General features: G+C 67.6%; 11 protein-coding genes. 5 read left to right on the forward strand and 6 right to left on the reverse strand.

Annotated features, from left to right (window positions below; genetic code table 11):
* The first annotated feature begins 202 nt into the window (after nt 1-202).
* On the forward strand, nt 203-2,197 hold the full coding sequence (locus AC5592_RS29665) for an APC family permease (RefSeq protein ID WP_036510512.1): 1,995 nt from the start codon (nt 203-205) through the stop codon (nt 2,195-2,197).
* Nucleotides 2,198-2,216: 19 nt separating this feature from the next.
* Here the strand turns inward: AC5592_RS29665 and AC5592_RS29670 are convergent, their stop codons facing one another.
* The 4 genes from AC5592_RS29670 to AC5592_RS29685 form a co-directional block, all read right to left on the reverse strand.
* The gene (locus AC5592_RS29670; protein ID WP_063066112.1) at nt 2,217-3,488 is read right to left on the reverse strand and encodes a cytochrome P450; all 1,272 of its coding nucleotides are present in this window, start codon (nt 3,486-3,488) and stop codon (nt 2,217-2,219) included.
* A gap of 47 nt (nt 3,489-3,535) precedes the next feature.
* Nucleotides 3,536-4,927, reverse strand: a complete 1,392-nt coding sequence (locus AC5592_RS29675) for an NAD(P)/FAD-dependent oxidoreductase (RefSeq protein ID WP_036510521.1) — start codon at nt 4,925-4,927, stop codon at nt 3,536-3,538.
* Nucleotides 4,924-5,142 (reverse strand): ferredoxin, encoded by a 219-nt coding sequence (locus AC5592_RS29680; RefSeq protein WP_036510525.1) that lies wholly within the window; start codon nt 5,140-5,142, stop codon nt 4,924-4,926. Before AC5592_RS29680 ends, AC5592_RS29675 begins: the two co-directional genes overlap by 4 nt.
* Before the next feature lie 68 nt (nt 5,143-5,210).
* The gene (locus AC5592_RS29685; RefSeq protein ID WP_036510528.1) at nt 5,211-5,708 is read right to left on the reverse strand and encodes a MarR family winged helix-turn-helix transcriptional regulator; all 498 of its coding nucleotides are present in this window, start codon (nt 5,706-5,708) and stop codon (nt 5,211-5,213) included.
* Between the two features lie 116 nt (nt 5,709-5,824).
* On the opposite strand from AC5592_RS29685, the gene AC5592_RS29690 reads away from it, so the two are divergent.
* The 4 genes from AC5592_RS29690 to AC5592_RS29705 all read left to right on the forward strand — a co-directional run bounded on the left by AC5592_RS29690 (nt 5,825) and on the right by AC5592_RS29705 (nt 11,309).
* Nucleotides 5,825-6,769 carry an NADP-dependent oxidoreductase gene (locus tag AC5592_RS29690; protein WP_063066113.1) on the forward strand — a complete coding sequence of 315 codons (945 nt, stop codon included), beginning with the start codon at nt 5,825-5,827 and terminating at the stop codon, nt 6,767-6,769.
* 90 nt (nt 6,770-6,859) lie between these two features.
* Nucleotides 6,860-8,371, forward strand: a complete 1,512-nt coding sequence (locus AC5592_RS29695; protein WP_063066114.1) for an aldehyde dehydrogenase family protein — start codon at nt 6,860-6,862, stop codon at nt 8,369-8,371.
* A gap of 21 nt (nt 8,372-8,392) precedes the next feature.
* Nucleotides 8,393-9,508 (forward strand): NDMA-dependent alcohol dehydrogenase, encoded by a 1,116-nt coding sequence (locus tag AC5592_RS29700; protein WP_063066115.1) that lies wholly within the window; start codon nt 8,393-8,395, stop codon nt 9,506-9,508.
* A 112-nt stretch (nt 9,509-9,620) separates the two neighbouring features.
* Entirely contained in the window at nt 9,621-11,309 is a 1,689-nt protein-coding gene (locus tag AC5592_RS29705) for a sigma-54-dependent Fis family transcriptional regulator (RefSeq protein ID WP_063066116.1), read from the forward strand.
* 76 nt (nt 11,310-11,385) lie between these two features.
* On the opposite strand, the gene AC5592_RS29710 is transcribed toward AC5592_RS29705, so the two are convergent.
* Both AC5592_RS29710 and AC5592_RS29715 read right to left on the reverse strand, forming a co-directional pair.
* Entirely contained in the window at nt 11,386-12,291 is a 906-nt protein-coding gene (locus tag AC5592_RS29710) for an SAM-dependent methyltransferase (protein WP_232329610.1), read from the reverse strand.
* A gap of 99 nt (nt 12,292-12,390) precedes the next feature.
* Nucleotides 12,391-13,248: an aldo/keto reductase gene (locus AC5592_RS29715; protein WP_063066117.1), complete on the reverse strand. Its 858-nt coding sequence runs from the start codon at nt 13,246-13,248 to the stop codon at nt 12,391-12,393.
* Nucleotides 13,249-13,310 lie beyond the last annotated feature (62 nt).

Below are 13,310 nucleotides of genomic sequence, written 5' to 3' on the forward strand. Positions count from 1 at the left end.
GATGGGCCGGAGGGTGGATGCGGCGTGGTGCCGGACACCGATCCATGTTGCTTAGCCTATCTAATTAATTATACTGCACCGGATCCCGTCACCGGCCGGCGAATTCTGTGCGGTTGGCGACACGGCGGCGGCGGATTCTTAACGTTTTCCCTACGGCTCGCGGCGGCCGGGTTCGGGTTTGCCGGATTTAGGCTGATTAATCGTGGTTTCACCGATCGACGTCGCCAAACGAGTTGTGCTGGGACGACCGTTCCGCAGCGATCGGCTCGGGGAGACGCTGTTGCCCAAGCGGCTGGCGTTGCCGATCTTCGCGAGCGATCCGCTGTCCTCGGTGGCGTATGCGACCCAGGAAATTCTGCTCATCCTGACGTTGGGCGGCCTCAGCTACCTGTATCTGACCCCGTGGGTGGCCGGCGGTGTCGTGGTGCTGCTGGCGGTGGTCGCGTTGTCGTATCGCCAAGTCGTGCGCGCCTATCCCTCGGGTGGCGGATCCTATGAGGTGGTCGCCGAAAACCTCGGTGCGATACCGGGTTTGGTCGTGGCGGCGGCGCTGCTGGTCGACTACGTCATGACGGTGGCCGTGTCGGTCGCGGCGGGGGTGGACAACATCATCTCCGCGGCGCCGGCGTTGAACCCGCATCGGGTGCTGATCGATATCGGGTTCATCGTGGCGCTGACCGCGATGAACCTGCGCGGGGTGCGAGAATCCGGCCGCGCGTTCGCCGTGCCGACCTACGGATTCGTCGCCGGCGTCATGGTGATGATCTCCATCGGCCTGATCGAGACACTGATCGGACACGCACCGGTCGCCGAGAGCGCGCACTACCAGATCAACGCCGCGCACGCCGGCCTCGGGACGGCCGCGGTGGCGTTTCTCGCGCTGCGGGCGTTTTCCTCGGGATGCACGGCGCTGACGGGCGCCGAAGCGATCTCCAACGGCGTCCCCGCGTTCCGGAAACCGAAGTCGCTCAACGCGGCCCGGACGATGACCGCGATGGGTGTGCTGGCGATCGCCATGTTCACCGGTGTGACCGCGCTGGCCATGATCACCCACACGCGGGTCGCCGAGAACACCTGCGACCTGATCGGATTTCCCGGGGATTGCCGCACCGACGCCCAGAAAACCGTGATCGCGCAGATCGCGGGGGCGGTGTTCGGCGACACCAGCCCGGGTTTCTACTACCTCATGGTCACCACCGCGCTGATCCTAATCCTCGCCGCGAACACCGCCTACAACGGGTTCCCGCTGCTGACCTCGATTCTGGCTCAGCATCGCTACCTGCCGCGCCAATTGCACACGCGCGGGGACCGGCTCGCCTACTCCAACGGCATCATCCTGCTCGCCGCGGTCGCCGCCGGGTTGATCTACGCCTTCGACGGGCAGACCACCAGGCTGATTCAGCTGTATATCGTCGGCGTGTTCACCTCGTTCACGCTGTGCCAGACCGGCATGGTCCGGCACTGGAATCGCGAGCTACTCGACGTGACGGCCCCGGCGCAACGACAACGCATCCACCGAGCCCGGGCGATCAACGCGTTCGGCGCCTGCTTCACCGGTGTGGTGCTGGTCGTGGTCATGATCACCAAATTCGGCCACGGCGCCTATCTCGTGGTCATCGCGATGCCGTTGCTGGTGCTGATGATGTATTCCATCCACACCCACTACACGAGCGTGCGCGCCGAACTCGATATCGATCCGGACGAGGAAACAACTCTGCCCGGCCGGGTGCATGCGATCGTGCTGGTTTCGGACTGGCACAAGGCCACTCGGCGAGCGGTTCAATTCGCGCGCGCGACCCGTCCCGACACCCTCACCGCGATCACGGTCAACGTCGACGACAGTGATACGAGGGCACTGACCCAGTCCTGGGAGAGCCACGATGTCACCATCCCGCTGAAGGTCGTGGAGTCGCCCTACCGCGAAATCACCCGCCCCGTCATCGAATACATCAAGCGAGTCCGCCGCTCAGGGCCCCGGGACGTCGTCAGCGTCTACATTCCGGAGTACGTCGTCGGGCACTGGTGGGAAAACCTGCTCCACAATCAGAGTTCGCTGCGACTCAAGGCGCGCCTGCTGTTCGAACCGGGTGTGATGGTCACCAGCGTGCCCTATCAGTTGCGCTCTTCGCGAAACCGCAAGCCGCCCACTGTCACACCGAGCCCCGGGCAGGTCCGCCGCGGAATCGTCGCTCCCTGATCCGTGACCTCCGCCGCGATCAGCGAGCCTCTCCGCCGATGACGGAGTCGACGTCGACGAGCAGATGCCGTGGCCCCCGGAAGATCTGGCTGCGCCGATACGGTGGCGGATCGACGACCAGCCGTGGGGTCGCCACGCGGCGCAGGAAAATCTCGAGCGCGAGATTGACTTCCAGTCGGGCCAGTGGGCCGCCCGGACAGGTGTGAATGCCACTGCCCCAACCGAAATGCTCGTTGTCGGGGCGCTGGAGGTCGAATCGGTTCGGGTCGGCGAATCGGTTCGGGTCGCGGTTGGCGGCGGCGTAGACCAGATGCAGCGCGGCCCCTTCCGGGATGACGGTGCCGGCGATCTCGATATCGGCGGTGACGCTGCGGCTGGGGAAGAACTGCACCGCCGCCTGCAACCGCTGGACCTCTTCGATCGCGTGGGGAATCAGCTGCGGTCGATCGCGTACCTGATCGTAGGAGCCGGGGTTGCGCAGGAGCGTCATCACACAGTTGGCGATGGTGTTGACCGTCGAGTCGTGGCCGGCGATCAACAGCAGCACCGCATTGGCCAATACCTCCTCGGCCGGCATCGGGCCGTCGGGGCCGTCGTCGTGCAGTAGTCGCGACAGCAGCCCCGGCCCCGGCTCGTGCTGGAGCTGTTCGATCAGGTCCGCCAGATATCGCGTGAGGGCGTCACGGCCGGCGTGGGCCTTACCGGCGCGAATTCTGCCGTCTTCGGTACCCGCGTCCGGACCCAGATCGGTGCCGGTGAGCATGTCGTAGATCCAGGCGTGGAACCGGGGCTCGTCCGCGAGCGGGATGCCGAGGATCGTGCTGATCACCGTCACCGGTACCGGATAGGCGTACTCGTCGACCACGTCCAGCCGCGTCTTGCCGCTTGCCTCGACGTCGTCGAGCAGCTTGTCGCACAACCCGACGATGACGGGTTCCATGCCGGGGATGACGTGCGGGGAGTGCGGTGGGCCGAAGTGGCGCATCACCTGCCGGCGTGCCCGGTCGTGTGCGGGCGGATCGGAGGCGATGATGCTCTGCGGGCGAGTGTGCGGCGGCGGCGTGCTCGCCGCGTCGGTGCCCGCCAGGGGATTGCCCAGCGGGCTGCGGCTGATATCGGAGCTGACCCGGGGGTCGTGCGCCAGGGCCAGCAGTTCCTGATATCCCGTCACCACGTACAGGTTGTCGGCCACACGCGCGACCGGGGTCCGGCGCAGTTGGTCGAAGTACGGGTACGGGTCGGCGCGGTGTTCGTATTTCATCGCCTCGGCCCAGGCGGTCGCCGCGGTCATCGCTGCCCTACCTTTCTGGTGTGCGCCCGCTCGGTGGAACTCGGCGCTCAGTGGAATTCGGCGCCTCGTGAGGTGGGGTCGTGGCCGGTCAGCACTACGTCGGGAATGCCGGTCGGCACGCGCGGGTCGGGGAAGCGGGCCGGTATGGGCGCCGGATCGGGGGCTCGGTCGTAGCCCGGCGGTGGCGGCGGAAACGGCGCCGACCGTTCGATCATCGCCGCGTAGTAGGGCAGCCATTTGCCGTGATCGAACGTCACCGCACCGACGATGCGGCCCCGCCTTCCGTAGACGGCGGCGAACCGATGGTTCTCGGGACAGCCCTGGGTGAACGCGATCTCGTCACCGAACGAGCAGACCCCCACGCCTTTGATGTTCACCCCGAATTGCGCCGACCAGAACGACGGCAGCGGCAGGTGTGGTCGCCGTTCGGTCTCGAGGCTGATCATGTTGTTCGCGGCGACCTGCGCACCGCACACCGCGTTGTCCCAATGCTCCATCGAGATGAACTGATACTCGTACAGCACGTGCGGCTGCCGGGCGACATCCCCGGCCACGAAGATGTTGTCGGTCACCACCCCGTTGATGTCGAAGGCACGACAGCCCGCATCACATCCGACGCCCCAGAAACCTGCGGCCAGCCCGGCACCCTGCAACCATTCGACATTGCGGATCGACCCCAGCGACGCGACCACCACATCGACGTCCAGTGTGGTTCCGTCCGAGAGGCAGGCCTGGCGCACCCGGCCCTCGGCGTCACCGTCGAGGGATCGGACGGACACACCGGTGCGCAGGTCGACCCCCGCGCCGCGCTGCATCCGCGCGGCGATATCGCCGATCACCCCGCCGAGCGGGCCGATCAGTGGTCCGCCGCCGCGTTCGGCGACGGTCACCGGCACGCCGCGCTCGCGGCACACCGAGGCCAGCTCGGAGCCGATGAATCCCGAGCCGACGACCAGGACGCGCTTCGGATTCGCGTTGAGCGCGGCCTGGAGTCCCGCCGCGTCCTCGCGGGTGCGCACCGTGAACACTCCGCGCAGCGCGCCCTCGGCGGGGTTCGGCCACGGCCGGGCTCGAACGCCGGTGGCGATGAGCAACCGGTCGTAGGGCACCGTGTCGCCGGTGGCCAGCAGGACCCGCCGGTTCACTCGGTCCAGACCGGTCGCGGCCACTCCCAGCCGCCAGTCCGCGTCGACGGCCCGCATCCGCGGAAGTGCGGTGTGATCGGCGCCGACCCACCCCTGCAGGACCTGTTTCGACAACGGCGGACGGTCGTACGGTTCGTGCGGCTCGTCGCCGATGAGGGTCAGGTTGCCGTGAAAGCCTCTCTCCCGCAACGCTTCCGCCGCGCGCAGTCCGGCCAGGGAGGCGCCCACGATGACGATGCGGCCTTCCGCCCGGAATGTCTCGACCAGGTCCGCGACCAGCGAGGCGGTCCTCATGGCGCGGGCTCGGCGTCCTCGGGAGTGTGGGTTTCCACCGCGATGGCCTGGACCGGACACGACGCCGCCGCCCGCAGGACCCGGCGGCGCTGTTCGTCGTCCGGGTTGGGGTCGTAGGTCAGCGCCTCCTCGCCCAGTAATCGCAGCACTTGCGGTGCCAGCGGAACGCACTGCGCGTATCCCTGACACTTGTTCAGATCGACCACGATGCGCATGCCCTCAGCTCCCCTTCCGAACCCGTGCGGAGCACTCACCAAGGATTCGTAGCGGCCGGGCCGACGGGTTATCGCCGGCGGCGGGGTGTTGCCGAGCGGGGTGGCGCCGCACGCATGTGGTCGCGCACCGGAGACAGCAGATCGGCCAGCGCCGTGGTGTCCTCGCGTGACAACGGCTCGAACAGTTGCTGGTTGACGACCTCGGTGTGGCCGGGCAGCACCTCGGCGAGCAGCGCCCGGCCGGCATCGGTGATCGTGACCGTGACGCCGCGCTCGTCGTCCGCGGAGGGTGCGCGCGTGACCAGGCCCGCCTTCTCGAGCAGACCTGCCTGGTAGGTCAATCCGCTGCGGCTGTAGACGACGCCGTCGGCCAGGTCGGTCATGCGTTCACTGCCGGTGGGGGAGTCGAGGCCGAGCCGCGCCAGAAGCTGGAACTGCACGTAGCTCAGATCGCCGGCGTCTCGCAGTTGTTGCTCGACCGCGTGCCGCAGCAGGCCGGCCACCTCCATGAGGGCGAAGTACGCGCCCAGTTGGGCGGCGTCCAGCGGCCGCGGGGTGTCGGACATGGCACGACTGTACCACTTGCTTCGATTTCGAACCTCTTGCTTCGAATTCAAAGCACTGCTACGGTTGCACAGTGCTTCGAGTTCGAAGCACATCACATCGAGAGTGAGGCACCACGATGAAGGCGATCCGATTTCATGAGTACGGCGATCCCGACGTTCTTCGCTACGAGGACGTCGACCTGCCCGTTCCCGGTCCCGGGCAGGTGCGGGTGCGGGTCGCGGCGACCTCGTTCAACGCCGTCGACGGCAATATTCGCGCGGGGTTCATGCAGGGCCCGATGCCGCTGACCCTGCCGCACATTCCCGGCGTGGACGTCGCGGGAACGGTCGACGCACTCGGCGAGGGCGTCGCCGAGTGGGCGGTCGGTGAGCGGGTCGTCGGCTTCCTGCCGTTCACCGACGACGGGGCCGCGGCGGAGTACGTCCTCGCGTCCGCGCAGATTCTGGCGGCGGCGCCGGCGAGTATCCCGCTCACCGATGCGGCCGCGCTCCCGGTGGTCGGTCTCACGGCGTGGCAGGCGCTGTTCGACCACGCCGGGTTGAAGCCCGGCCAGCGGATTCTGATCAGTGGCGCCGGCGGGGCCGTGGGCGGTTATGCACTACAGCTGGCCAGGGCGGCCGGCGCCTACGTGATCGCCACCGGCAGCCCCCGCAGTCGTGAGCGCGTCGCGGCGCGAGGTGCCGACGAGGTCATCGACCACACCACCACCGATGTGGCCGCCGCGGTGACCGAGCCCGTCGACGTCCTGCTCAACCTCGCGCCGATCGGCCCGGCCGAGTACGCGGCGCTGGCCGGTCTGGTCCGCGACGGCGGCGTCGTGGTCGGCACCACCGTGTGGATGCCCGCCCCGGCGGACGAGGCGCGCGGCGTGCGCGCGGTGGACGTCTACGTCCGCAGCGATGCGCGGCAATTGGCGGAACTCGTTGCGCGCGTGGATCTTCGCGAGCTGATCGTGGATGTCGACGAGCGTGCTCCGCTGGCCGAGCTGGCGTCGGTGCACACCCGGGCGGCCGCGGGGACGTTGCCGGGCAAGGTCGTCGTTCTTCCGGCCGCGGACTGATACGTCGGTGTTCAGAAACTGGACACTTCACGATGCTCGATTCATCCCACTATGGCTTGCATCACATCGTGTTGTATCCAGGAGGTTTCGATGACGGTCGTCTCCGAGTTCCCGATCCGGGCGGACGTTCGGGCGGTACTCAGCGGTCGAAAGCAGCTGCTGATCGACGGCGAATGGACCGATGCCGGATCGGGTCGGACGTTCCCGACGCACAATCCCGCCGACGGCAGCGTGCTGGCGGAGGTGGCCCACGGCGAGGCGGCCGACGTGGATCGCGCCGTCCGCGCCGCCCGCCGCGCGTTCGACAGCGGGCCGTGGCAGTGGATGAAACCCAATGAGCGCGAACGGTTGCTGTGGCGGGTCGGCGACATTCTCTCCGAACGCGCGGAGCAGTTCGGCGAACTCGAGGCGCTGGACAACGGTAAATCCGCCACGATCGCCACCGTCGTGGACACCGCGTGGGCGGCCGACGTCTTCCGCTACTACGCGGGCTGGGCGACCAAGATCGTGGGCAGCACAGTGAATGTGTCGATGCCGTTCGCGCCGCCCGGCAGCCGGTTCCACGCCTACACCCTGCGCGAGCCGGTCGGCGTCTGCGGGTTGATCGTGCCGTGGAACTTCCCGCTGTTGATGGCGGCCTGGAAGCTCGCCCCCGCCCTGGCTGCCGGGAATACGGTGGTGCTCAAGCCCGCCGAACAGACACCGCTGACCGCGTTGCTGCTGGGAGAGGTGTTCCAGGAGGCCGGATTCCCGCCCGGCGTGGTCAATATCGTGACCGGATTCGGCGATGCCGGCGCCGCCCTGGCCGCGCACGACGGCGTCGACAAGGTCGCCTTCACCGGATCCACGGAGGTCGGCAAGCTGGTCGTCGACGCCGCCAAGGGCAATCTGAAGAAGGTGTCGCTGGAACTGGGCGGCAAGAGCCCCAATGTGGTGTTCGCCGACGCGGATTTCGACGCCGCGGTCACCGGCTCGCTCAACGCCTGGCTGTTCAATCACGGCCAGTGCTGTGTCGCGGGGACGCGACTGTATGTGGAGGACAAGATCTTCGGCGATTTCACCGGCGCGGTGGCCGAGGCCGCCTCGCGGGTGAAGATCGGCCCCGGCTTGGACCCGGCCACCGAACTGGGCCCGCTGGTATCGCAGGAGCAGTTCGACCGTGTCACCGGTTATCTGCAGGCCGGTCTCGCCGACGGTGCCACGGCGCTGACCGGCGGAGGCCGCCACGGCGACACCGGATACTTCGTGCAACCGACCGTATTCGTCGATGTGCGGCCCGAATTCAGCATCGTGCGCGAGGAGATCTTCGGCCCGGTCGTGGCGGCGCTGCCGTTCGACGCCGACGAAGGTGTCGCGGCGGCCGCGCATCAGGCCAACGATTCGATCTACGGCCTCGCCGCGGGCATCTGGACCCGCGACATCTCCAAAGCGCACCGGGTGGCCCGCGAGTTGAAAGCCGGCTCGGTGTGGATCAACCAGTACAACGGCTTCGACACCGCGATGCCCTTCGGTGGTTACAAGCAGTCCGGCTGGGGGCGTGAACTCGGTCCGGACGGCCTGGACCTGTATCTGCAGACCAAGTCGGTCAACGTCGCCCTCTGATCCCAGCGCAGGAGAACTTTCGTGAAGACAACAGCAGCAGTACTCGTCGAGCCCGGCAAACCCTTCGAACTGATGGAACTCGACCTGGACGGTCCCGGTCCCGGCGAGGTCCTGATCCGCTACACCGCCGCCGGATTGTGCCATTCCGACCTGCATCTGACCGACGGTGATCTGCCGCCGCGCTATCCGATCGTCGGCGGGCACGAGGGATCGGGAATCATCGAGGAGGTCGGTCCCGGCGTCACCAAGGTCGCTCCCGGCGACCACGTGGTGTGCAGTTTCATTCCCAACTGCGGCACCTGCCGGTACTGCTCGACCGGCCGGCAGAACCTGTGCGATATGGGCGCGACCATCCTGGACGGTTGTATGCCCGACGGGACGTTCCGATTCCATTCCGGCGGAGTGGATTTCGGCGCGATGTGCATGCTGGGCACCTTCGCCGAGCGGGCGACGATCTCCCAGCATTCGGTGGTGAAGGTCGACGACTGGCTGCCGCTCGAGACCGCGGTCGTCGTGGGCTGCGGGGTGCCGACGGGGTGGGGCAGTGCCGTCTACTCGGGCAACGTGCGCGCCGGTGACATCACGGTGATCTACGGCATCGGCGGCCTGGGCATCAATTCGGTGCAGGGCGCCGTCCACGCCGGGGCCAAGTACGTCGTGGTGGTCGATCCGGTCGGTTTCAAACGCGAGATGGCGCTGAAAATGGGTGCCACCCATGCCTTTCCGACGGCCGAGGAGGCGGCCGAGAAGGTCGTCGAACTGTCCTGGGGGCAGGGTGCCGACCAGGCGATCATCACCGTCGGCACGGTGACCGAGGAGGTCGTGTCGGCCGCCTTCGGCGTCATCGGCAAGGGTGGGATCGTGGTCGTGACGGGCCTGGCCGATCCGGCCAAGCTCACCGTTCACGTCTCCGGCGCCGACCTGACGCTGAACGAGAAGACCATCAAGGGCACGCTGTTCGGATCCGCCAACCCGCAGTACGACATCGTGCGGCTGCTGCGGCTCTACGACAGCGGTCAGTTGAAGCTGGACGAGCTGATCACCACGCGATATTCGCTCGAAGACATCAATCAGGGCTATCAGGACCTGCGCGAGGGCAAGAATATCCGTGGTGTGGTGATCCACGCCGGATCGTAGGTCCGGCCGCGGCCGCCGCGACGGTGGCGGCCGCGGTCCTCATCCGGAACCGTGGGAAGGCCGGGGAACCGCGACCGGCGTGCGTGTGCCGGCAGACAGGAGGTAGCACCCGATGGCGACATCGCAGTGCGGCGATGCGACGGCCTCGGCGCCGCGCCGGGAAATCGAGTTGTCGTGGCGGCGCTCGAAAATATCCGGCGTGCCACCCGAATTCGACGGATTTCCCGATCTGCCCGCGGTGGAGGTCGATCCCCACAGCCGGCTGCTCGAGGCCGCACGACCGGTGCTCGATCAGATGGCGGTCGCCCTCGCCGACACCGCCTACAGCCTGCTGCTCGCGGATCGCGACTGCCGGCTGGTCTACCGGTGGTTCGGCGATCCGCGCTTCGAACAGGCGCTGGACACACTCGGCATCCGGAGCGGAACCAGCCTCGCCGAGGACACCTTCGGAACCAATGCGCTCGGTACCGCGCTGGAAACCCGCCGCGGCATCGCCGTCAACGGCTCCGAGCACTACATCGAGCGCTTCAAGGGATTCACCTGCTACGGTCACCCGATCCTGCATCCGGTCACGCGCCGCCTGGTCGGCGCATTGGACATCACCAGCACCAACACCCACGCCGATCCGCTGCTCGGTCCCTTCCTGCAGCGGGCGGCGCAGGACATCGAACAGCGGTTGCTGGATCAGGCCAAGGCGTCCGAACGTGCGCTGCTGGCCGCGTTCCAGACCGTGTCCCGGCAGCGGCGCGCCATCGCCGCGGTCGGTGACGACATCGTGCTGACCAACAAGAGCGCGGTGGATCTGCTCGGCCCCTCCGATTACGCGCTGTTGCGTCTGCTGGCCGAGCGAACCGTGGCACATCCGCAGGTCACCGAGGTTCGGCTCGCCTCCGGTGCGGCGGTGCGCATTCATCTGTCGCAGGCGCCCGGCGCCGGCACCGGCATGTTGTTCCACCTTGAACCCATCGACGAGGCGGCGACCATGACGATGGTGCGGACGGGCAGACCCGGGCAGCGGGCGCTGGACGGTGCGACGGCGGGGCCGATTCTGATCGTGGGCGAACGGGGCTCCGGCCGCAGTAGCGAGGCGCGGCGGATGACGCGCGGTGACGAGGTGGAATTCCACCAATGCGCAGAGGTCGCGGCGGGTGGCGCCCAGCAGTGGATCGACAGGTTGCGGGCGGACCTGTCCCGTCCCGGCGGCGCGGTGTGCATCGACGGCGTCGATGCCCTGCCGGAGCCGGTCGTGGACCAGTTGATCGACGTGATCGACGCCGCGCGCGGCCGCAGGGTGCTGCTCACCTCGCTGCCGCTGCGCGACAGCCACGGCGCGCACGCCGCGCTGGCGGCCAGGTGCGTGCAGCGGGTGGACGTGGCGCCGCTGCACGAACGCGCCGCCGAACTGCCCGCGATCACGAAAACCCTGCTGCGCGAACTCGATCCGTCCGCCGACGTCCGGTTGCTGCCGAGCGTGATCGAACTGCTCGCCACCCACCCGTGGCCGGGCAACCTGCACGAACTCAAGGCCGTGCTGGCACACGTGCTGCGGCACCGCCATCGCGGTGACGTGACCGTGGCCGACCTTCCGGACCGGTACCGCGTGTCCTCGCGGGCCCGCCGCCTCTCCGGGCGTGAGCGCGCCGAGCGCGATGCCATCGTCGAGGCGCTGCGGCGCAATCAGGGCAACAAACTCAAGACCGCACACGATCTCGGCATCAGCCGCACCACGCTGTACGCCCGGCTCAAGGCGCTGCGAATCACCGACGGCCGCACGTCGTTCGGCCGTCCCGCGTGCCGATAGCGCGGGGACGGCGTTCAGGGGCGCGAGTGCCGAAACCGTTGCGGCAGGGCCGGACTCGGCCGCTGCCGGGACCGGATCACTTGCGGGCGACGGCCGCGTAGGCGGACACCTGGGCGTCCATCTTCTTCGGGGGCGCGACACCGTCGGGGTGCCAGCGGTGCGGTACCTCGACGCCCGGTTCGATCAGCTCCATGCCGTCGAAGAAGCGCGCGAACTCGTCGCGGGTGCGGACCTGGCACGGCAGGCCGCTGCGGCGGTAGATCTCGACCACGGTGCCTATCGCCGCCGGATCGAAATCCGGGGTGACATGCGTCATCACGAGGTACGAGCCGGGGACGAACCGCTTCATCAGCGTCTCGATGATGCCGTAAGCGTCCTGCTCGTCGGGCACGAAATGCATCAGCGCGTTGAGGCTGACCGCGACCGGCCGGGTCAGGTCCAGTGTCTCGCGCAACCCGGGAGCGTCGAGAATCGCTTCGGGGGTGGTGACGTCGGCGGAGATGTAGTTGGTGCGTCCCTCCGGGGAGCTGATCATCAACGCCCGGGCGTGGACGAGCACGATCGGATCGTTGTCGACGTAGACGACTCGTGCGTCGGGGGCGACCTCCTGGGCCACCTGATGCAGATTCGGCTCGGTCGGGATACCCGTTCCGATATCGAGGAATTGGCGAATCCCCGCGTTCGCCAGGAACCGTGTCACGCGGTGGATGAAGGCCCTGTTCTGCTGCGCGGCCGTCCGCACTCCGGGCCAGGTCGCCACGACCTTCTCGGCCGCTTCCGCATCCGCGCTGTAGTGGTCCTGGCCGCCGAGGTAGTAGTCGTACATGCGGGCGGTGTGGGGCTGGTTCTGTCGCAGGTCGACAGGGGCGCCGGATTCCACGGTCGCAGTCCTTTCCGAGACGAAGTGGCCCTGGCGAATGCGGTGCGCCGGGTCGAACGTGTTGCGGGCAACGGGAATCGGCGACCCGGCCGATTCCCGCACGCCGGGTGAGTCTACCCGGCGCCCCCGGCACAGACCCGGTTCTCCGACGATCTTGCGTGTTCCGTTGAGGCGTATCGAGTTTCGGTGAAGCGGTCCAGGCTACTTGCCGCTGAAGACCGGGAATTTGCCGGCTTCGCCGTAATCGCGGAACTGTTCCATGTTCCGCAACGTGTGCATGTCGTCGTCGGAGATCGTGAAGTCGACCTGAGCGTTGCTTCGCATATGTTCCGGATTCGCCGTTTTCGGCAGCGGGAGAGTGCCGAGCTGCAGCGTGTAGCGGATGCACAGCTGGGGCACGGTGACCCCGTAGCGGTCCGCCATCGCGGCGACGTCCTGGTTGTTCAGTATTTCCCCGTGTGCGATGGGGGAGTATGCCTGCACGAGGATGTCCTTGCTCTCGCAGTAGGCGATGAGGTCGGCCGGGGTGTTTCCGACGTGGACGAGCAGTTGATTCACCTGTGGTGCGACGGTGCAGGCCGCGAGGATGTTGTCGAGGTCGTGCTGTTCGAAGTTGGAGACGCCGATGGAGCGGAGCTTGCCCGCCCGATACGCGTCTTCGAGCGCGCGCCACGCCTCCCGATTGCCGTCCGCGTAGTCTCCGCCGCGGAAATCGGCCCAGGGCTGCGGACTGTGGATCAGCATGAGGTCGATGTGGTCGAGCCCCATCGTGGCGAGGGAACCATCGATGGCGGCGGCCGCGTCGGCGTAGTTCTTGATCTCCGCCGCCAGTTTGCTGGACACGAACAACTCGTCTCGCGCTACGCTGCTGGTGCGGACCCCTTCGCCCACGCCTCGTTCGTTCCCGTACGCCTGCGCGGTGTCGATATTGCGGTACCCGATGCCGACGGCATCGACCACCGCCCGCGCGGCCTTGTCGTCGTCGATGAACCAGGTGCCCAAGCCCAGCTTGGGTGTGCGCACCCCGTTGGACAGCGTGTACGTCTCGTTCAGAACCATCGATGTCCACTCCTTCGGTCGTCGAATCGTCTGCGGGATCGACTACCCACTGCAGCCCGGCT

It is taken from the genome of Nocardia violaceofusca NBRC 14427, assembly GCF_963869435.1.
GTDB classification, from domain to species: Bacteria; Actinomycetota; Actinomycetes; order Mycobacteriales; family Mycobacteriaceae; genus Nocardia; species Nocardia aobensis.

Bases quoted from the DNA above. Each gene is read 5' to 3' on its own strand.
- AC5592_RS29715 (WP_063066117.1), bottom strand. From the start codon at position 13,248: ATGGTTCTGAACGAGACGTACACGCTGTCCAACGGGGTGCGCACACCC.
- AC5592_RS29680 (WP_036510525.1), bottom strand. From the start codon at position 5,142: ATGCGCATCGTGGTCGATCTGAACAAGTGTCAGGGATACGCGCAGTGC.
- AC5592_RS29705 (WP_063066116.1), top strand. From the start codon at position 9,621: ATGGCGACATCGCAGTGCGGCGATGCGACGGCCTCGGCGCCGCGCCGG.
- AC5592_RS29670 (WP_063066112.1), bottom strand. From the start codon at position 3,488: ATGACCGCGGCGACCGCCTGGGCCGAGGCGATGAAATACGAACACCGC.
- AC5592_RS29685 (WP_036510528.1), bottom strand. From the start codon at position 5,708: ATGTCCGACACCCCGCGGCCGCTGGACGCCGCCCAACTGGGCGCGTAC.
- AC5592_RS29690 (WP_063066113.1), top strand. From the start codon at position 5,825: ATGAAGGCGATCCGATTTCATGAGTACGGCGATCCCGACGTTCTTCGC.
- AC5592_RS29675 (WP_036510521.1), bottom strand. From the start codon at position 4,927: ATGAGGACCGCCTCGCTGGTCGCGGACCTGGTCGAGACATTCCGGGCG.
- AC5592_RS29695 (WP_063066114.1), top strand. From the start codon at position 6,860: ATGACGGTCGTCTCCGAGTTCCCGATCCGGGCGGACGTTCGGGCGGTA.